This window comes from Micromonospora sp. NPDC006431, assembly GCF_042870725.1.
In the GTDB taxonomy this organism is placed as follows: domain Bacteria; phylum Actinomycetota; class Actinomycetes; order Mycobacteriales; family Micromonosporaceae; genus Micromonospora.
Genome location: NZ_JBIAHQ010000022.1, coordinates 66,648 through 85,185, shown reverse-complemented (window position 1 = coordinate 85,185; position 18,538 = coordinate 66,648). Strand labels below are relative to the sequence as shown.

Genomic DNA, 18,538 nt, shown 5'->3' with positions numbered 1-18,538 from the left:
TGCACTGACATGGAGGGGCACCTGTTGGAGCCGGAGTTCCCCGAGCTGGCGTGGCTCTACCCGGAGGTCGTCCGCGCCGGCAGCCTGGCCGCCGCGTTGCGACGGGCCGCCGCCGAGATCGGCGTGGATGTTGGCGATGTGACAGCCAACGAGAGCAACCCGAAGTCGTATGCGGGGGTGGCCAGCGTCGTGCCGGAGCGGGAGGCGCTGGGTGTCTCCGTCGGTCACGTCGAGCGGTACTTCTCGGTGGGCGGGTGGGGGCAGGGCGTCGAACTGCTCACCGGCAGCACCCATGACCTGGCCGAGGTGGCGCGGCTGGCACAAGCGTGGCGCACAGGTCGGCCGCTGGTCGAGATCCGACGCCTGGCGCCCTTCGTCAGGGTCAACGAGCGGGCGCTGGCCCACGAGCGCGGCCCGGAGCACGTGGTGGCGTACCAGTGGCATCAGCTTTTCGCCGACGTTGAGGAGCAAGCGGACTGGCCTGAGTTCGGCGAGTTGGTCCGGGCGGCGTACGACGAACCGAGGCTTCGCCAGTTGTACGTCTACACCAGCCACTGGTCGATCCAGTTTTCCACCTGTACCGGGTACCCCTTCTCTCATGGCGGGGTGCCGCATTTGCATGCGGCGCGCGGCCAGTTGCCCTATCGAGTTGTCTCGCCGCGTGGTGTCCTGGTCGGGGAGATGACGACGCCGCAGGAGGCGGTCGCGTTGGCGGTGCGGCGTCTGTCCGACGAAACCGGCCCGGCGGTCTCCGGGGCCGCGGCGGCCGCGCCGGCGGATCCGTGGTGGGAGGAGGCCGCGCGCCGGTGTGGTCGAGACACCTGCGGCGATGTGCCCCGGTTTCTTCTCCAAGGGGTCACGGTCGCCCATTGGGAGGCTGTGTTCGACTGGGTTGGTGGCGGGCGGTGGCCGTGGCGGTACGCCGAGGGTGGCGTAGAGCGGCCCCTGCCCACTGCGGCGGCGGTGCTCGCTCGACCCGCCGATGCTCCGCCCGCGACCCTTCAGATGTCCTGGCACCCTGCGGCGTCCGTACTGACCTTCCATCCGGCCTCTGCCACCGAGCTCTGCTTCGACGTCGACCTACGCGCGTTGCCCGACGGAGCCGACCGGCTGAGGACACTGTTTGAGCTCACCGACGAACTCTGGTCGAAGACGCAGCTCACCGGGCCCTTCCTGTTGGCCCCGCAAGGCGATCCGGCCCGCCCGATACTCGCGGTGCAGGCGTTGAGCGGTGTCCGTCTGCGCCTGCTGGACTGATCTGCCCTTGTCGCAGTCGTGGCGCTGGGCCAGGGCGGCGACAGTTGGACGGTGGGTCGCGAGGAAACCGTGGCCGGGTGCAGGGCTCAGGGCCAGTGCGCGGGCGTGGCGTGTCAGCCGGGCGGGGGTGTGCAGCGGCCGGTGGTGGAGGGCGGTCAGGGTGGGCGGCGGGTCCCGTCTCGCACGCTTGGTGGTTCAGGTGTTGATGCTGGCTTACTGTGCGATCGGTGCCTTCGGCTCTAGCCTTGCGCGATGCCGTACGCCGACCTCAGCTCTGAGCAGTGGAACGACCTGTCTGACGGCGCTGCCCGCCGGATGGCGCAGGACATCGCCGACCGACACGACCTGACTGTGGTGGACCTGAAGAATGCGGTGTACGTGGGGCGGTCGCACCGGGTGGCGCTGTTCGACCGTGACGGGATGAAATTCGCTCTTGTACCCGGCGGCCGGCCGGCTCTCGGCTACGACGCGGCCCGATTCCAGCCCGTTCCGCACCAGGCTGCCAGCTACGCCGACAGCGCCAGCGAGTACGGTCTTCCGCCGCTGGCTGAGTACGTCGATGCGATGACCTCGCCGGTACGCAGCGTCGAGATGCCGGCGATGCTGATCGCGGTGGAAGCGTTCGACCCCTGCGAGGTTCCGCTGGCGCCGGACGACCCTCGGGTACTCGAACTCGTCGCGTCGACCGGGGATCGGCTCGGCGGGGTGAGCACATTCCATTCTGCTGGGCTGACGGTGGAGTTCGACCAGACCGGGCAGGTGGTGCGGGCCCGAGCGACCCGGGACGTCTCCTACGACGAGGCCATGGCCGGGCTCACGAGCATCGGCTTGCGGACGACCTCTGCGGATGAGTGGGAGTGGGCGTGTGGAGCCGGTGCGACAACCCTGTTCCGCTGGGGCGATGACTGCCCCAACGACGGTTACCCGTTCGACTACAAGACCGGTCCGCACCGGCAGAAGAACCTGTGGGGTTTGGCGATCGGGCAGGATCCCTACAAGCATGAGACGACCACCGAGCGCACCATCGTGTGCGGCGGCGATGGCGGCAGCACCACCTGTGGAGGCAGCGGATTCTTCCTGGGCTGGCTCACCCTTGCGACCGCCTACCGCGACAAGGAGTTCGGCCAGTGGCTCGCATCTGACGACGGGTGCGCCGACGAGATCCTGACCCGGCCCGTGATAGAGCTGAGCTGAGGAGCGCCGAACATTGGACGACCGGACCAGCGAGCTCCTCGATGCTGCCGTACAGGAACAGCTTGATGCCCATGGGCGGGTCCTGCCGCCGTGGCGGGCGTACCCGCAGATCGAGCGGTTCAGCATCGGCTGGCGCATGGGTGACGGCGAGTGGCATCTGATGGTTTGGTGGCATTGGTGGGAGTCTGCGCCCATGGACGAGGGGGAGAGGATTGTCTACTTCCAGGCCGATGAGCCGCCGCGCGAGTGGCTGGACTGGGTCGCGCACCAGCTCTGGCCGGATGTGGACTTCGGCGAGGCGGGCGTACGCCGTCTGGCCGAGCACGGAATCGGCGCCTCGCAGTGACTGATCGTCCGCTGCTGTTTCTCGACGTGGACGGGACGCTTCTGCCCTTCGGCGGCACCGCAGGCGCGATGGGCGATGACGCCAACCCTCTGCTGGCATGTCTCGACACCGAACACGGCCGCTGGCTTGCCGCGTTGCCTTGTGATCTCGTCTGGGCTACGACCTGGATGGCCGAGGCAAACGAGGTTCTTGCACCACGGCTCGGCCTACCCCAACTCCCGGTCGTCGACTGGCCAGACGAAGACGACGACGGCGGCCGGCTGCACTGGAAAACGCGCCGCCTCGTCGAGTGGGCCGCAGGATGCCGTTTCGCCTGGGTCGACGACGAGATCACCGACGCCGACCGGACGTGGGTAGCAGCGAACCACAACGCTTCCGCGCTCCTGCACCGCGTAGACCCACGCCGCGGCCTCACCGACGCGGACTACCAAGCCCGCGCGCAATGGCTGAACGAGGTGGACCAATAACGCAGCCCCGATCCGATGACCGAATGGACACAGCGGGCAGGGCATCCAACGATCAGCACAACGTCGTGGGGTATCTGGTGTAGCAGGGCGGCTAGTGCGGTGTCCACTAACGTTCACCGGGTTTCCGATGCACCGTTGTGGATCCTCGCCGTTAAGGCGAGCGACTCCCCACCTGATGGTGGGGCGGGCCTCCGCGGGCCAACTGATCCTCTCGCCGCTTGTGCTGGGCGGCGGGGATCACGCCGGGACTGGCCGGCACCGGGTAGATGCCGTCCGGCTCGACGGTGCGTGACCACCTTCGGCAGCACAACCGCTGCTGTGGGGGTGGTGGGTCCGCCGCCCGGGGTGCGGGTGGCGATGATGGCCGCCGCGATCAGGTCACGGTGCCCGGAGAACTGACAGTGCGGGCAGGACAGGGTCCGGCCACGCGGTTTCGGTACCCGCCGCAGACAGGCGGGGCAGGTGGACGAGGTACCGCGTTCGTTGACCGGGTCGACAGTGATACCGGCCTGGACAGCTTTGTCGGTGAGGACCTGCATCAGCCGGCCGATCTGCCACTGCCGCAGCCGCAGGTTGTGCCGCCGCCCCGCATCGATGTCCAACACATCGCGCGGGTCCCCTACCCTGAGCACACCGACCCGCTGCTCCACCGCCCACGACACCACGGTACGGGCGGCTTCATGTTGGGCCTGCCGGACCCGACGCTTGTGCCGGCCCTCCACCAGCCGCGCCCGGCGGCGGTATTTCCGCCACCGCCGTGACCCCTTCTGCCCCGGCTTCGGCGCCCTGTAGGCAACGGCGCGGCGGCGGGATTTGGTGTCCGCGAGATGCATGCGGTGCTCGGCGCGGACCGCCCGCCCCGACACCAACAGGCCCTCACCGTCCGGGCCAGCCACCGCATACGGGTGGATGATCCCCAGGTCGACCCCCGCAACCCGGTCCGGGTCCGGCCCCTCACCAGGCGGATACACCGCCACGGGGACCTCGGCCGTGACGTCGAGGAACAGCCGACCGCCCTCACACAGCAGGGTGACCGACCGGACCTGCTCGACCGGATACGGCACCTCCCGCGCCAACCGGATCCACAACGGCGGCATGCCCTTGGCCACCGGGACACGCACCCGCCGCCCGTCCAGGGTGAACGTGCCGTGATACCAGCGCACCGGCATCAACGCCCGCCGACGCCGCGGAAACCGCGCCGACACGTCACCGTCCTTACGGGCTTTCGCCGCCGCGAACCACGCATCGGAAAACCGGCGCAACACCGACCGGGCACCCGTGCTGTCCAACTCCCCGAACGTGCCCGGACCCGACCCGGACAGCTCCCGACACAACGCCTGATAACCAACCACCGGCGCGTCCTGCCGGCGGCGTCGCCACCCGTTGACCTCCAACACGCACGCCCACACGTCACCGGCCGAGCGCAGCAGGCCGAAGCACCGCCGCCGCTGCCCCGACGTCACCCGCACCGCAACACGAGCAGTCCGGTACACCACCCTGGGCGCGGCGGGCTCCCGACGACGAGGCACAACCACACCCAACCCGACGGGTACGACAATTTCCCGCAGCGGCCAACCCGGCGAACGTTAGTGAACACCGCACTAGCCATGCCCGGTCAGCTGGGGTGAACTGGACCTTCTTGCCCTGCAGCTGCCGTTCGAGGATCATCGCCTGGTGGCGTAGCGCCAGGATCTCGGCATCCTTGTCCCGGTCGCTCATCGTCAGCAGTCGTAGCAGCGAGAGAGAGCGTTGGTCACACCGAGGTAGGCCAGGCGCAACAGCACAATCGATCATCCTCGCGCGGCACGCAATGTCGATCACCGTCGGGCCCAGCGCGCCCGCGGCAGAGCCGCACTCACCACTCGGTGATCAAGAAGTTTGTGACCAGCACGGATGAGGTTTTCGGCACCTGCAACGGCGAGCCCGCCGCCAAAATGCAGGGGCACCCGGGCCGAGTCGACGCAGCGGGGTCATATTTGAGGCATTGATGATCAACTCGTTTCGTGGCTCCGGATGAGTTTGCAGCTGCAGGTCAGGCCACTGGCCGAGAGAGCGCAGAGGCGGCACCGCCATTCGTCGGTGGTGCCGCCTCTGCTGGCGATCTCCTCCGCGCCGCTCTTGTCAGTGCGGGTTCGATTACGCCGCCGACGGTTGAATCACGTCCCGTACACCTGGAACGTGAACAGCGAGTAGCCGGCCTTCCTGCTGCCGCGGGCCGTGCCGTAGATGCGTACGTACCTGGTCGAGGCGTTCAGGGCGAAGTTGTCGTCCTCGCCGCCGTTGCCGTTGGTGATGGTCCGGATCGTGGTCCAGGTGTTCCCGTCGGCCGAGGTCTGGATCTGGTAGTTCTTGCCGTACGTGGTTCCCCACACCAGCAGGACACGGTTGATGGTGTACGTGCCGCCGAGGTCGACCCGGATCCACTGCGGGTCGGACGACGCGCTTGTCCACTGCGTCGTGGGGGAGGCGTCCACGGCGTTCGAGGCGGGGAAGGAGGCGTTCTGCACGCTGGACGCCGTGGCGGGGTGGTTCAGCGCCAGGTCCGGCGGGGGAGCGCTGACCGTGCAGTCACCGGTGCCCTGTGCGGCGTAGCGGATGCCGCCGAGCAGGTGCGTGCGGTAGTTCGCCTCGGCGTAGCTGCCGATGGTGTGGCCCATGCCGGTGTAGAATGACCGGCCGCCGTCGTAGGCCCGGCACCACGAGATGGGATGGTCGCCGCCCATCGTGCCGCCGGTGTAGGTGGACTCGTCGAGCGTGGCGAGGACGTGCACCTGCGGGCGGGGGTTGGTGCGGTAGTTGTACCACTCGTCGGTGCGGTTCCACGCGACCGGCAGGCCGACCGTGGACGGGTGGGTGGTGTCGGCGATGCGGACCGTCGCGGCCTGGATTGTCGGGTGGCTGGCGAAGTACGCCCCGACGAGGTCGCCGTACCAGGCCCAGGTGTACTCGGTGTCGGCCGCCGCGTGCACGCCGACGTAGCCGCCGCCGGCGCGGATGTAGTTCTCGAACGCGGTCTGCTGTGTCGCGTCGAGTACGTCGCCGGTGGTGGACAGCCAGATGACCGCCTTGAACCGGGCCAGGTTCGTCGGGTTGAACTGGGTGGCGTCCTCCGTGGCCTCGACGGCGAAGTTGTTCGCCGTGCCCAGGTCGCGGATCGTCTGGATGCCGGTGGGGATGGAGTCGTGGCGGAATCCGGCGGTCTTGCTGAAGACGAGCACGGTGAAGTCCGGCGCGGCATGGGCCGGCACGGCGTTGAAGCCGAGCGCGGCGACCACGATGGCGAGGCAGAGAGCGAGTCTACGCGTCATGATCGGTGGTCTCCCTTCTAACCAGTGACGAACGTGTAGCTGTCCAGGTCGAACAGCGCGCGCTTGCCGTTGCCAGCGAACGTGACGTACAGCGAGGTGGTGCCTGCCGGTGCGCCGCTGACGGTGCCGCTCACCGTGACGTACGTGTCCCAGGACCCGGTCTGGGTGACCGTCGCCGAGCCGATGATCGTGCCGGTTGGTGATCCGGTCCGGAACCGCAGCGTGCCGCCAGCCCCGGCGGACGACACCCGGGCGGTGAACGAGGTGACGTTGTTGAGCTTGTACGGGTCGAACTGGATCCAGTCGCCGTTGTTGATGTCGCCGACGGTCATGCCGCCCTCGGCCGTGGCCCTGCTGACCTTGGTGACACCCGACGAGGTCTTGTAGTGCTCGGCCTGCCGGTGCTTCGGCGCCAGGATGTTCTGTGCGTGGGTGGTGAGGCCGCCCTTGTCGGTGTAGGACGCGTCGAAGATCGGGAAGATGTTCGCCGCGTCGTCGTGCTCGCCGTCCACTGGGATGGTGATCGTGCCGGAGCAGCCGGTCTGCGAGGTGATCTGGTGGGCGTGCTGGTCGTGCCCGATCAGGTAGGCCATGGTCACCTTGGCGCAGTCGATCGTGCCGTCCTCCGGGTCGGTGACCGTGACGCTCCACGGGACGCTGTCGCCGAAGGCGGCCAGTTGCCCGGAGGTGGGGCTGTTGACGACGACCGTCGGGGCGGTGTTGCCGACGCTGATTGGCACGCTGGCCGTGCCGGTGGCGCCCTGCGGGTCGCGCACCGTCAGAGTGGCGACATAGTTGCCGTTGGTGGTGTACGTGTGCGATGGGTTGGCGGCGGTGGAGGTGCCGCCGTCGCCGAACGCCCACGAGTAGGTCAGCGTCCCGCCATCGGGGTCGCTGGAGCCCGCCGACGAGAACGTCACGGCCAGCGGTGCCGCGCCGGATGTCTTGTCGGCGCTGGCGACCGCGGTCGGGGCGCGGTTGCCGGCGGCGCCGACGTAGTCGTAGCGGTAGACTGCGGAGTTGGCGTCGCCGTTGAAGTATCCGGTGCCGTAGTCCAGGACGTACAGCGACCCGTCGGGGCCGAAGGCCATGTCCATGACCTGCTTGCCGTTCCACGGGAAGTTGTCGATCACACCTGGCGAGCCGTCCGCGTTGACCACGATGGGCTTGATCCAGCCGCGGCCGAATTCGCCGGCGAAGTACTGCCCGTCCAGGGTGGCGGGGAACTTCGTGGTCGACGGGTTCGTGGCGTCGTACCGGTAGACCGGGCCACCCATCGGCGACTCGGAACCGGTGCCGAACTCGGGCGGGGAGCCGGCGTCGCCGGCGTAACGAATCCAGGCGGGCTTGGCCGCCGGCAACGTGGTCAGGCCCGTGTTGCGGAAGGAGTTGTTGGTCGGGCCGCCGGTGCAGTTGAACTTCGGGCCGGTGGAGTTGGTCGCGAAGTTCCACTCGTTGTACGTCTCGGTGGTGGTGTTGGTGCCGGTGCAGTACGGCCAGCCGTAAAAGCCCGGCCCGGTGATCCGGTCGAACTCGACCTGACCGGACGGGCCCCGGTTGGCGTCGGTCCGGCCCGCGTCCGGCCCGTAGTCGCCGAGGTAGACGATGCCGGTGGCCTTGTCGACGCTCATCCGGAACGGGTTGCGAAAGCCCATGGCGTAGATCTCGGGCCGGGTGTTGGCGGTGCCCGGCGCGAACATGTTGCCGGCCGGGATCGAGTACGTCCCGTTGGCGTTGACCTTGATCCGTAGGACCTTGCCGCGCAGGTCGTTGGTGTTGCCGGCGGAGCGCTGCGCGTCGTAGGCGGGGTTGCGGTTGGTGCGCTCGTCGATCGGCGAGTACCCGCTCGACTCGAACGGGTTCGTGTCGTCGCCGGTGGACAGGTACAGGTTGCCGGCCGCGTCGAAGTCGATGTCACCGCCGACGTGGCAGCAGATGCCGCGGCTGGTCGTCACCTCCAGGACGGTGACCTGGCTGGCCATGTTGACCGTGTAGTCGGCGTTGAGGGTGAACCGGGACAGGCGGTTGACCCCGGTCCAGGTCGCCCAGTCGGTGGCGGTACCGCTGGCGGGGGCGTCGCCGGCCGGGGTGCTCAGCGGTGGCGCGTAGTAGAGGTAGATGTTGCGGTTGCTGGCGAAGTTCGGGTCGGCGGCGACGCCCTGCAGGCCCTCCTCGTCGTGCGTGTAGACGGGGATGTTCGCGATCACCGACGTGTTGCCGGCGGCGTCGGTGCGGCGCAGCGTGCCGTTGCGCGCGGTGTGCAGCACCGAGCGGTCCGGCAGCACCGCGAGCGCCATGGGTTCACCGGTCTCGGCTACGCCCTTGGCGAGCGTGACCTGCTGGAAGTCTGCGGGGTTGATCGCCGCCGCGGCCGGGGTTGCCGGCGCGGCGAGGACGCTGAGTCCCGGGGCGACCAGAAGCAGGGCGGCCGCCATTGGCTGCCATCGAACGATGGGCTGTCGTTTCACCAGTGCCCCTTCCTGACCAAGTTCGCCAGGCAGGGCGCGCGCCGTCGCGCCGCAGCCGAGGATGCCGCGACGTCGACCTGCGTCGTCGAGCACACTTCACGCGTCCGCCGCCGAACGGATCGTATAGAGAGCGGTCTCAGGCCGTGCGATCACAGTAGGGGACTCTGATTGACCAGTCTAGATGTATCGATGCTGCGCGTGAAACTTTGCGGCCGTGACCAAAAGGCGGCTGTGGGGCTCGGAAAGTCGTCGCTGCAGGTCAAGCGGCATAGCGGTACTCGTTGATGACGCCGCCGAGGATGCGGGTACGCAGGAGTCGGCGGCTTTCGAGTTCGTGTACGGCGATGGGCTGTTGGTCAGCGGCCGGCGGGAGTTGGTTGCGGGCCCGGTGGGGCGGTGCTCGTTGTAGTGACCTGGAAGGAGTCGCCCGACCCTGATCGCGACGCCAAGCTCGACCGGATTGAGCAGGTGCTGGACCGCTTCCCGGACCGGGCTTTCGCCTTCGACGAGTTCGGGCCCCTGGGGATCCGGCCCACCGCGGGCTCCTGCTGGGCGAAACAGGGCAAGCCAAACCGGCTGCCGGCGACCTACCGCCGCACCCATGGCGTCACCTACTTCCACGGCTGCTACTCCGTGGGCGACGACCGCCTGTGGGGCGTCAACCGACGTCGCAAGGGCACCGCCAACACCCTGACCGCGCTCAAGTCGATCCGCGCCGCCCGACTCGACGGCGCCCCGATCTACATCATCCTGGACAACCTCTCCGCCCACACCGGCGCGGACATCCGCCGCTGGGCGAAGAAGAACAAGGTCGAGCTGTCCCGACCTACGCTTCCTGGGCCAATCCGATCGAGGCCCACTTCGCCCCGCTGCGGCAGTTCACCCTGGCCAACTCCCACCACCGCAGCCACCCCGCGCAAACCCAGGCACTGCACCGCTACCTGCGCTGGCGCAACACCAACGCCCGCCACCCCGACGTACTCACCGCCCAACGCAAGGAACGCGCCCGCGTCCGCAGCGAAAAGGGCATCCGCTGGGGCGGACGCCCCCTCAACACCGCAGCCTGACCAACCGCGAACCGCAGCCCCCGAGCGCCGAAGGGGGCAAGTTCAGGAGAAGGACAGCGACAGAAGGATGACTCAGGAGGCGGACGGTTCGATCTCCCCCGCGAAAACGATGAACTGGTCGATGAGGCTCCGTCGCAGATGGACGACATCCGTTCCCGCCAGGCGGGGACCTCCAGCGCGAGCCTCGCGGCACAAGCGGATGTTCGGGAACGCCCACTCGCCCCAGACGGCTGCAACCTCATCTTCCAGGCGGATGCTGTTGCGTGGGGCGGCCGGTACTCGCCCTCGCGTTCCTCGCCTACCAACTCGCGGTCCAGCTGTACCAGGCACCGCCGAGGTGCTTGAAGACCGGGGACTCAAAGTCGGGGGTTTCCGGGTCCGGAGTTGGGCCTTTGGGCAGGTACGCAAACCCGGCGTCGTCCAACAGGTATCCGTTCGCCTCCCGAACACGACTCCGGGCCTGTTACCACGACGATGGGCGGAGCTGCCGCACCGCTCATCAACGAAGGCATAATTGCCGGTCGTGGATCTCGACCGGTTCGCCGCGCTCATCGGGCCGCCACCCGCCCACGTGCCACCCGTCGACTGGGCCGACGTCGAGGCTCGCCTCGGGGTGCCGCTGCCGGCCGACTTCCGAGCCTTCGCCGCCGCCTACGGACCGATCGACCTCGGCGAGTACGTGTGGATCTGGTCGCCTGCCGGCAGCGAGGTGCCGTACCAGGTCCGGACCCTGGGCTGGCTGCGGTCCAACCGCGACGCCAACCCCGGCTCGGCGCCGTACCGGTTCTGGCCCGAACCGTGGGGGCTGCTCAAGTGGGCAACGAGCCGGGCCGGGGACGACTTCTTCTGGGACCCGTCCGGCTCCGAGGACCCGGACACCTGGCCGGTCGTCGCCCGGTTCGCCCATCACCGCTGGCACCGGTTCGACCTGACCATGACCGACCTGGTGGCGGCCATGGTCACCGACGGCATCGACTGGAGCCCCGGCCACCGCACCGGCCCGCTGCCCGCGCGGTACGGCCCCGACCTGAGCCTCGAACGGCCGCGTCCCACGCCGGTCGCGCCGCTCACGCCGTCACGGTCCGGGCTGGACCGACTGCTCGCCGCGCTGCCGGCAGCGGCAGCGACCCGCGACCGGGCCGGGCCCTGGGCTGATGTTGACGCCCCGGTGGACTACCGCGAGCTGCTCGACGCCACCGGGCCGGGAACGCTCGGCGGCGTGCTGCGCCTGCTCGCGCCGGGCGGGCCGGACGGGTTCGACCTTGCCGCCGAGCACGCCGCCGCCGACCTGGCGGACCCACCGGCCGGCCTGTACCCGGACCCGCCAGGGATGCGGCTGTGGGGCCGGATGGCCACCGGCGAGACGCTGTGGTGGCTGCCGGCCTGGCACTCCGCCGACCACTGGCCGGTCGTGGTGATCGGCGCCGGCTGGCAGCGGATCGACCTGCCCACGACGGCGTTCCTGGCCGAGTGGCTCGACAGGCGGATGGACCTGCCAATCCTCGATCCGGCGGCCACCCCAGGGGCGGCGCTGTGGACCCCGGCCGCCGACGGCGTGCCGCCCGCGCCGCCGCCGTCGGCACGCCACCGCGACCCGTTCGCCCTGCTCGCCACGCTGCTCGGCCCGCCCGATCCCGGCGAGGTCGACTGGACCGACACCGAGCGGGAACTCGGCCGGCGGTTGCCCGACGACTTCAAGCGGCTGGTCACCGGCTACGGCGAGGCCGTGCTCGACGGGCTGTCGTTCGGCGACCCGGTCGAGCACACGCAATGGTTCACCGACCTGCTCGACGACGAGCAGCCACCGTTCCCGGTGGTGATGTGCGGCGGGACCGAGGGCCGCGACCTGATCGGCTGGAACGCCACCGACCCCAACCCGAACGCCTGGACCGTCGTCGTCGAGCGGGCCGGGGAACTGGAGCCGTTCAACGGCACGCTCACCGACTTCGTAATCGCGGTGGCCACCGGACGGACGGACCTCATCGGCACCACGCCCAGCTGGCCCCGGTTGCGCCCGTGACCCGGGCTGGATACGGCTGAAGCGCTGGCTCCGGGCGCGGTCCGCGCTCGTTGCGGCTGATGGAGCGGGTGACCGAGCGCCTTGCGGCAGATCAGGATGTCGGCGGTGGCCGGCGGTGACGACAAGGCCCACAGTCGGGTCGGCAAACGTACGGCTGGGATGATCGTGGCCATGTGGTTGGAGTCGCGGTGACGGCTACGTCGGATCATGGAGTGGTGCCGGTACGCGGTTCGTTGGCCGTCTATCCCGGTACGTTCGATCCGTTCACCCCGGGGCACCGCGACCTGGTGGCCCGTGCCCGGGTGATGTTCGACCAGATCATCGTGTTGCTGGCGGTGAACGCCGACAAGCGACCAACCGTCGAGGCCACGACCAGGGCCGTACGCGTGCGCGAGGCCATGCCGGCAGCCTGGGGCAATGTCGAGGTGGACACCTGGACCGGCCTGACCACCGCCTACTGCCTGCGCCGCGGCGCCACGGTCATCGTCCGCGGCCTACGCACGGCCGCGGACCTTCGCCACGAGTACCAGCTCGCTGCGATGAACGAGCAACTCGGCATTCAGACCGTCTGGTTGCCGTCCCGTCCGCAGCTGGCCGCCACTTCGTCCACGGTCGCACGCGCATACCGCTCGGCACAGTCGGCCCGTCCGTCCCTGAACGCTGAGGAGTGACCCCCAGGGGTACCGGGCCGTCCGGGGAACCGGGGGAAGCTCAGACGCGCGCTCAAACGACGCCTCACCAACGTCCTCTACCGACACCTCATCAAAGATCAACTCAAACTCGCCACCAGCACGGGTTGACACACAGAGGCGCTCTTGAGCCTCTCCCCGCCCTTGGGGCGACGCCCGGGACTGCGCAGGCCAAATGAGAGCCACACAATCAGCGCGGGCAGCCGAAATGAGAGCGACAGCCCGGGCGCCTCGACCGAAGCCTGGCCGGGCAACGGTCGTAGGTCAATGAAACAAGTAGCCGAGATGTGGATGGGTAGTCACCTGCCGAAGCCGCGCGTGATGCAGCCAAGCGGCCGACGCCAGCACCCAGTGGATATTCAGATCGGCTTTACTAAGATAGTCTGTATATAGAGATGGTCTATCGTCTTGGCCATGGCGATGCAGGAACCGACGTTCTTCATCCTGACCGCGCTGGTGCGCGCCACCCCGCTGCACGGCTACGGGATCATCCAGGCCGTCGAGCAGTTGTCCGGCGGGCGGGTCAAGCTCAAGGCCGGGACGTTGTACGCGGCGCTGGACCGGCTCAGCAGGGAGGGCCTGATCGTCGTCGACCGGGAAGAGGCCGTGGGTGGCCGGCTGCGTCGCTACTACACGCTGTCCGACGACGGACGCGCGGCGCTCGAAGCCGCGGTGGAGCGGCTCCAGTCGAACGCCGAGGTGGCCGCCTCCCGACTGCGCGAGGCTTTCGGCTTCATCGGGGGAGTTCAGCATGCCTGACCTCGAGTGTTCCTACCGCCGTCTGCTCCGCGCGTACCCCGGTTTCTACCGGCGCCAACGCGGTCTGGAAATCCTCACCACTCTGCTCGACGCGGCCGAGCCGGGGCAGGTCCGGCCGTCGCGCGGCGAGGCGGCCTACCTGCTGGTGAACGGTCTTCGGTACCGGTTCGTGCCGCCTACCTGGATCGGCAGGCTCGCGGCCGGCCTCGTGGCGATCTGGTTGGCTGTGGTGCTCGGCGGTGCCGGCGCCCTGGCCGTCTGGGGGTTCGCCAACCCCGAAGAACCCGATCTTGCCGCTTTCAGTGATGATCTGGCCGGTCGGCCGGCCTCGTCCGCTTATGAACTCCCGGGCGACAATCTCCTCGACATGGCCTACGCCTACAAGACGTATGGCGAGTTCCAGGATTTCGCTGAGGAGGGCTGGGACGGCGGGCGGCCGGCACCGATGGGCCAGATCCGTGTCTACGAGCAGGTCGCCGAGACACCGACCGTCCTGGCCGATGCCTACCAGCACGTGACGAGTGCGGGTTGGCAGGCCGGCGCCCTGAGCCAGGGCGGCGTGAACAGCCCGAACGGGGTGTTCTGGGCGCACCAGGACGGGGTGCTGTTACGCGTGTCCGGACACGACACCAGCCTGACGGTCGGCGTCTATCCGACCGAGCCGAGTGGCGTGCTCGTCGGCGCGGTCGCCGGGTTCGTCATCGGGCTGATCGTGGTGTGGCAGGGGATGACCTGGATGGCTCACCGGGTCGCCCGGGCCCCACGGTCGACCCGGCGGTTGATCCTGCTGCTCGGTCTGCCGGCTCTTATCGCCTGCGGGGTGAACACCCTGGACAACGTGCTGAGTATGGTCCCGGACCCGAACACCGCCAGCGTGCTGTTCGTCGCCGATTACATGTACCCGCTAGCCAACCAGATCGCCAACCCGCTGGCGGTCAGCGTCATCGCGCTCGCGCTGATCGGCAGCCTAAGCCTGATCGCCGGGTCGGCCCGGATGAGCCGGCTTCGACCCGTAACCGCGGTAGCGCCGACCGGTGACATCGCCGAAAACTGAGCCCGGATTTCCGCTGCGGGAATTTGCCCGGGAAGATCTTGTCGCCGTCGACAGCGTCGGGCGTCTGGTCGCGGCCTACCCTTTCTCCCCAACGCCAACGCCGCACCGGGTGTCATTCGGCGATGTCGAGGTGTTCGCGATGTGCGCCATCGACGCGTTGGGCATGCCGTTCATGCTCGGCACCGACGCGGCAGTCGCCTCCGTCGACCCGCACACCGGCCAATCGGTCCGCGTAACCATCACCAACGGTGCCGCCACCTTCAGCCGGCGGAAGCGGTGATCGTGTACGCGGCCACCGGAGACGCTGGTCGCTCGGTGGACACCTGCTGCTCCACCATCAACTTCTTCACGAGCGGATCCAGCGCTCAGGCATGGATCAAAGCCCACCCCAACCTGGCCGCCACGGTTCTCGACCAGGACCAGGCCGTCACGCTCGGCCGCGACATCTTCGAACCGCTGCTCGCCCGCCACACCGCTATCGATCGCCCCTTGAACTGATGCCCGGTCGGCTATCGCCACCGTTGAAAGCGGCTCACCGGCCAGCGGCGCCGGCTGGCCGGTGACGGGCAAACACTGGCGTCCCTACTCCGCAGCCAGGGTGTCGCCACTGATCCGATCAGCCCAGGCGTCGTAGGCAAGACCTTGTCGGCGTGGTTGACGCGGTCGTGACCAGTGCGGACGTCATTGCCGGCGCCCGCAGGCCCGGGGGGCCTTCGAGGGTGCCGCTCAGCGGGCCTTCTTCGTCGCTCGCTTGCGGGGCGGAGTGAGCAGGTCGGCGATCGCCGCGATCGCGGAGGGCACGAGCCGGTAGTACGCCCAGACGCCGCGTTTCTCGCGTTCGAGCAGGCCGGCCTCGGTGAGGATCCGAAGGTGATGACTCACGGTCGGTTGGGAGAGACCGAGCGGCGCGGTGAGGTCACTGACGGACGCCTCGCCCTCTGGTGCGGACTGGATCAGACTGAGCAGTCGTAGCCGGGCCGGGTCGGCGACTGCCTTCAGCACTCCCGCGAGCCGCTCGGCATCGGCACGCTTGATCGGCTCGCCGGCAAGCGGCGAGATGGCAGGCGTAGCAGTTTTCGCAGTTGGCACGTCTTCCATCGTTGCACCAACACCGTCGATACGCCGGTTGAACCAGTACCCGGTCACCGTCAGTTTGCGCAGGGAGCCGTGTTGACCTGTCCCGGCCGTGTCAACGGCCGGATGAGCGAGGGTCGGCCCCGCCCAACGGGTGACCGGGCGGACGGGCAGCGCCGTCGGGTTGGTCAGGCGATGGGACGCAGTTCGGTGAGGAGCTTCTCCACCCGGGCGCGGATCTCGTCTCGGATCGGGCGCACGGCCTCGACGCCTTTGCCGGCCGGGTCTTCGAGCTTCCAGTCCTCGTAGCGCTTTCCGGGAAAGGCGGGGCAGGCGTGGCCGGGGCCAGCCTGAAAAGGCCGAGAGCCGAGCACCTCAGTCTGCCCAAGCCCGGTACCCGTCGTCGCAGTGGTCGAGGCGGTCCGGGGTTGCCTCCGGCGGGCCAGTAGCTCCGGTGGCGACGACCAGGTCTGGCCGGGGTGGGGCTGGGCGGGTGGTGCGTTCTGGGGCATGGTCCGGAGCCGGAATGCGAGAAGATCGTGCCCATGACTGGGGACTGGCTGGTTCGCTACCGCGCCGGGGAGCGCGGGCAGGTGTGGGATGAGCTGGCGCAGCTCGGTGATGCGGTACGGGATCCTGATGCACTGGAGGAGGTGCAGCTCGTCTGTGACGAGATGGCTCGACGCGCGCGGCACAACGTCGAGGTGATCGTGCAGCGGTTGATTCGTGACGGGTATCGGTTCCACGCCAACGATGATGAGCAGACTCCGGTGATACCGCATATCCCGCCGACTCCTGCGGCCGTCGAGTATGCCGCCTGGCTGCAGGAGCGGTTCGGTCCAGTGCCGCTCACGCTGCTGTCGTGGGTGCGCATTGTCGGGGATGTCTGGCTCGTCGGTACGCATCCGGACTGGCCGCTGTCTGCGTCGGCCGATCCGCTGGTGATCCAGGTCGAGGGTTCGCACTATCCCCACTCGTCTATGCGTTTCCACTACGAGTATGAATGGGAGCAGTGGCGCGATCGGAGTGCAGATGATCCCAATGCCAGGCCGTTCCAGTTGACCCTGGCGCCGGACCGGTACCACAAGGACAACGTCAGCGGTGGTGGTCCGTACGGCATGGCGGTGCCTGATGCTCATGCCGACGGGCTGTTCGTCGCGGAGACGACGATGCCGTTCGTGCAGTACCTTAACTGGGTCTTCCTCCGAGGCGGGTTCCCATTCTTGACTGGTTCGAGTGACGCGCTGCAGATCCCGGACGCCCTCGCCGAGGATCTCCTTCCGCTGTGAGACCCGGTGGTCGGCCGCGATTGCCAGGGACCGACCGGAGTACGAGAAGGTCATCAACCAGTACGAGGCGGCCACCTACACCGCCCTCGCCCTCGCCGTGTTCGCGGAGGTCGCGGAGCGCAGCGGCTTCCGAGGCGTCGTCGGTGTCGGCGCCCGCCTCGACGGGATGTTCAGGGTCACGCGGATGCGTGAGCACTCGCGCAGGTTGTGGGATAGCCCCGTCCCGTACCCCGACGACCACTACCAGCGAGTCACCAGCGCCACCAGCGTGGAACTCCGCGGCGACCTCACAGCCGTCATGGACCGGCTGTACGGCCGGCTGCTGCGGGCCCTGGGCCTCGGAGACATGCTGCGCCAGCGCCCCACCGAGTAGTAGGCCGTAGTGCTGGATCCACAGTCGACGCGCCGTGGGTAACGGCCTCGCCTCCACCCGTCGCGTCGCCTAGGGTTTCCGCCGTAGCGCCACGGCCGGCGCCAGAGTAGAGGGTGAGCCATGAACGCAGTCATCGACCTCGGCAACGGAGACTCCCTCCAGTTGGAGCCGGCCCGGCGCGCCCTGAGCCTGTATCCGGGCGTCGGAGGCGCGCAGGTCGAGGTGACGCTGAGGATCAACAAGGCACAAAACCTGGCACGGGGCGTCGCGTACCGGGTTAGCGCGTGGATGCACGTCGAGGACCATCGGCGTCGGCAGTGGATGCTGTGCGCCCTGGACGCCGCGAACCTGGTCACGCCGTCCGTGCAGGCAAGCGAGGTCCGGCTGTCGGGCTTCGCCACCGACGAGCAGTTGCGCGTCGTCGAGCAGCTGCGCGCAGGCGGGGACCTGTGGGTGAACCTGAACCTGTCGGTCTATTCGCTGGAGCGGCCGATGGACTTTCAGGCACCCACCTCGGCTAACTCGGAGCAGGACCGGACGCTGCGGCGGTCGGGATCGACAGGACTTCAGGCGGACAAGGTCTTGGGGAGTTTGGCGGAAACACTCGCCAAGGCGCTCCCGTTGCAGCGGATGCGGACCGGGGACCTGAGGTTCGACATCAACGCCGGGGAGTGGGCGGCGCAGATGGTCAAGCTGGACGCTGGGGCCTTCGTCGAACTGCTGGTGCCGCTGGCCAAGGGCGCGGACTACACCGACGCGGTGGCGGCGCTGCGGGAGGCGCGTGAGCTGCTCCGGCAGGGCAACATCGAACCGGCGATCATTGAGGCGCGCAAGGCCGTGGAGCAGGTCCGTGCCGCGTACAGCACGCAGAAGCTGTTCAACGCGGCGAGGACGAAGACCCCGCGGGACCGGACCTACGACGAGCGGTGGGCGTTCATGGTCGAGGACCTGTTCTCGACGATGAGCGGCGCGGGCCACAAGCAGGGGGTGACGAAGGACTTCGAGTACACCCGGGAGGACGCCGAGATGCTGATCGTCGCGACCGCCGGGATGCTCAAGCGGCTGTCCGCCAACAGTGGCTCGCTATAGCCGGACATGAATCACATGAACGTGGCTCGGAATATCCATTGCCATCCGAACGACGCAGCCCTTACCTTGAATGAGCAAGGTCAT

At 68.6% G+C, this 18,538-nt stretch carries 15 protein-coding genes and 4 pseudogenes; 13 read left to right on the top strand and 6 right to left on the bottom strand.

Translation table 11 applies throughout. From position 1 onward, the window contains the following. The first annotated feature begins 9 nt into the window (after positions 1–9). The 4 genes from ACFYM6_RS28950 (at position 10) to ACFYM6_RS28935 (ending at position 3,264) form a co-directional block, all read left to right on the top strand. Complete coding sequence (locus tag ACFYM6_RS28950; RefSeq protein WP_387280572.1) at positions 10–1,257, top strand: DUF6193 family natural product biosynthesis protein; 1,248 nt, start codon at positions 10–12, stop codon at positions 1,255–1,257. A 252-nt stretch (positions 1,258–1,509) separates the two neighbouring features. Beyond that, entirely contained in the window at positions 1,510–2,451 is a 942-nt protein-coding gene (locus ACFYM6_RS28945) for a hypothetical protein (protein ID WP_387280570.1), read from the top strand. 13 nt (positions 2,452–2,464) lie between these two features. Continuing rightward, positions 2,465–2,797, top strand: a complete 333-nt coding sequence (locus ACFYM6_RS28940; protein WP_387280568.1) for a hypothetical protein — start codon at positions 2,465–2,467, stop codon at positions 2,795–2,797. Next, on the top strand, positions 2,794–3,264 hold the full coding sequence (locus ACFYM6_RS28935; protein WP_387280566.1) for an HAD domain-containing protein: 471 nt from the start codon (positions 2,794–2,796) through the stop codon (positions 3,262–3,264). The genes ACFYM6_RS28940 and ACFYM6_RS28935 overlap by 4 nt, the downstream gene beginning before the upstream one ends. 113 nt (positions 3,265–3,377) lie before the next feature. Here the strand turns inward: ACFYM6_RS28935 and ACFYM6_RS28930 are convergent, their stop codons facing one another. The 3 genes from ACFYM6_RS28930 to ACFYM6_RS28920 form a co-directional block, all read right to left on the bottom strand. After that, positions 3,378–4,733 carry an RNA-guided endonuclease InsQ/TnpB family protein gene (locus tag ACFYM6_RS28930; protein WP_387280564.1) on the bottom strand — a complete coding sequence of 452 codons (1,356 nt, stop codon included), beginning with the start codon at positions 4,731–4,733 and terminating at the stop codon, positions 3,378–3,380. Between the two features lie 687 nt (positions 4,734–5,420). Beyond that, a complete protein-coding gene (locus ACFYM6_RS28925; protein WP_387280562.1) occupies positions 5,421–6,572 on the bottom strand; it encodes a ThuA domain-containing protein in 1,152 nt (383 codons plus the stop codon). A gap of 17 nt (positions 6,573–6,589) precedes the next feature. Beyond that, positions 6,590–9,007 (bottom strand): PQQ-dependent sugar dehydrogenase, encoded by a 2,418-nt coding sequence (locus tag ACFYM6_RS28920; protein ID WP_387280561.1) that lies wholly within the window; start codon positions 9,005–9,007, stop codon positions 6,590–6,592. Positions 9,008–9,451: 444 nt separating this feature from the next. On the opposite strand from ACFYM6_RS28920, the pseudogene ACFYM6_RS28915 reads away from it, so the two are divergent. After that, positions 9,452–10,107: pseudogene (locus ACFYM6_RS28915) on the top strand (transposase); the annotation flags it as partial. Between the two features lie 72 nt (positions 10,108–10,179). On the opposite strand, the pseudogene ACFYM6_RS28910 reads toward ACFYM6_RS28915, so the two are convergent. Beyond that, positions 10,180–10,281, bottom strand: a pseudogene (locus ACFYM6_RS28910) (nuclear transport factor 2 family protein); the annotation flags it as partial. Positions 10,282–10,630: 349 nt separating this feature from the next. On the opposite strand from ACFYM6_RS28910, the gene ACFYM6_RS28905 reads away from it, so the two are divergent. The 5 genes and pseudogenes from ACFYM6_RS28905 to ACFYM6_RS28885 all read left to right on the top strand — a co-directional run bounded on the left by ACFYM6_RS28905 (position 10,631) and on the right by ACFYM6_RS28885 (position 15,127). After that, positions 10,631–12,127, top strand: coding sequence for a hypothetical protein (locus tag ACFYM6_RS28905; protein WP_387280560.1), 1,497 nt, complete (start codon positions 10,631–10,633; stop codon positions 12,125–12,127). 188 nt (positions 12,128–12,315) lie between these two features. Beyond that, positions 12,316–12,798, top strand: a complete 483-nt coding sequence (gene coaD, locus ACFYM6_RS28900) for a pantetheine-phosphate adenylyltransferase (protein ID WP_387280557.1) — start codon at positions 12,316–12,318, stop codon at positions 12,796–12,798. A 438-nt stretch (positions 12,799–13,236) separates the two neighbouring features. Further along, positions 13,237–13,575: a PadR family transcriptional regulator gene (locus ACFYM6_RS28895; RefSeq protein WP_387280610.1), complete on the top strand. Its 339-nt coding sequence runs from the start codon at positions 13,237–13,239 to the stop codon at positions 13,573–13,575. Continuing rightward, on the top strand, positions 13,568–14,629 hold the full coding sequence (locus tag ACFYM6_RS28890; RefSeq protein WP_387280555.1) for a hypothetical protein: 1,062 nt from the start codon (positions 13,568–13,570) through the stop codon (positions 14,627–14,629). Before ACFYM6_RS28895 ends, ACFYM6_RS28890 begins: the two co-directional genes overlap by 8 nt. Positions 14,630–14,768: 139 nt before the next feature. Further along, a pseudogene (locus tag ACFYM6_RS28885) lies at positions 14,769–15,127 on the top strand (alkylmercury lyase family protein). Between the two features lie 228 nt (positions 15,128–15,355). Here ACFYM6_RS28885 and ACFYM6_RS28880 read toward each other — a convergent pair. After that, positions 15,356–15,727, bottom strand: coding sequence for a metalloregulator ArsR/SmtB family transcription factor (locus ACFYM6_RS28880; protein ID WP_357703310.1), 372 nt, complete (start codon positions 15,725–15,727; stop codon positions 15,356–15,358). A gap of 164 nt (positions 15,728–15,891) precedes the next feature. Beyond that, a pseudogene (locus tag ACFYM6_RS28875) lies at positions 15,892–16,050 on the bottom strand (phosphatase); the annotation flags it as partial. Positions 16,051–16,248: 198 nt separating this feature from the next. Between ACFYM6_RS28875 and ACFYM6_RS28870 the strand changes: the two are divergent. The 3 genes from ACFYM6_RS28870 to ACFYM6_RS28860 all read left to right on the top strand — a co-directional run bounded on the left by ACFYM6_RS28870 (position 16,249) and on the right by ACFYM6_RS28860 (position 18,454). Beyond that, positions 16,249–16,992 carry a hypothetical protein gene (locus tag ACFYM6_RS28870; RefSeq protein ID WP_387280553.1) on the top strand — a complete coding sequence of 248 codons (744 nt, stop codon included), beginning with the start codon at positions 16,249–16,251 and terminating at the stop codon, positions 16,990–16,992. Beyond that, positions 16,940–17,365 carry a hypothetical protein gene (locus ACFYM6_RS28865; protein WP_387280551.1) on the top strand — a complete coding sequence of 142 codons (426 nt, stop codon included), beginning with the start codon at positions 16,940–16,942 and terminating at the stop codon, positions 17,363–17,365. Before ACFYM6_RS28870 ends, ACFYM6_RS28865 begins: the two co-directional genes overlap by 53 nt. A gap of 120 nt (positions 17,366–17,485) precedes the next feature. Next, positions 17,486–18,454 (top strand): hypothetical protein, encoded by a 969-nt coding sequence (locus ACFYM6_RS28860; protein WP_387280549.1) that lies wholly within the window; start codon positions 17,486–17,488, stop codon positions 18,452–18,454. The last annotated feature ends 84 nt before the right edge of the window (positions 18,455–18,538 follow it).

Excerpts from the sequence above, each read along its gene's own strand:
- ACFYM6_RS28950 (WP_387280572.1), top strand. The coding sequence starts at position 10 with ATGGAGGGGCACCTGTTGGAGCCGGAGTTCCCCGAGCTGGCGTGGCTC.
- ACFYM6_RS28945 (WP_387280570.1), top strand. The coding sequence starts at position 1,510 with ATGCCGTACGCCGACCTCAGCTCTGAGCAGTGGAACGACCTGTCTGAC.
- ACFYM6_RS28925 (WP_387280562.1), bottom strand. The coding sequence starts at position 6,572 with ATGACGCGTAGACTCGCTCTCTGCCTCGCCATCGTGGTCGCCGCGCTC.
- ACFYM6_RS28920 (WP_387280561.1), bottom strand. The coding sequence starts at position 9,007 with ATGGCGGCCGCCCTGCTTCTGGTCGCCCCGGGACTCAGCGTCCTCGCC.
- ACFYM6_RS28895 (WP_387280610.1), top strand. The coding sequence starts at position 13,237 with ATGCAGGAACCGACGTTCTTCATCCTGACCGCGCTGGTGCGCGCCACC.
- ACFYM6_RS28890 (WP_387280555.1), top strand. The coding sequence starts at position 13,568 with ATGCCTGACCTCGAGTGTTCCTACCGCCGTCTGCTCCGCGCGTACCCC.
- ACFYM6_RS28880 (WP_357703310.1), bottom strand. The coding sequence starts at position 15,727 with ATGGAAGACGTGCCAACTGCGAAAACTGCTACGCCTGCCATCTCGCCG.
- ACFYM6_RS28870 (WP_387280553.1), top strand. The coding sequence starts at position 16,249 with ATGACTGGGGACTGGCTGGTTCGCTACCGCGCCGGGGAGCGCGGGCAG.
- ACFYM6_RS28860 (WP_387280549.1), top strand. The coding sequence starts at position 17,486 with ATGAACGCAGTCATCGACCTCGGCAACGGAGACTCCCTCCAGTTGGAG.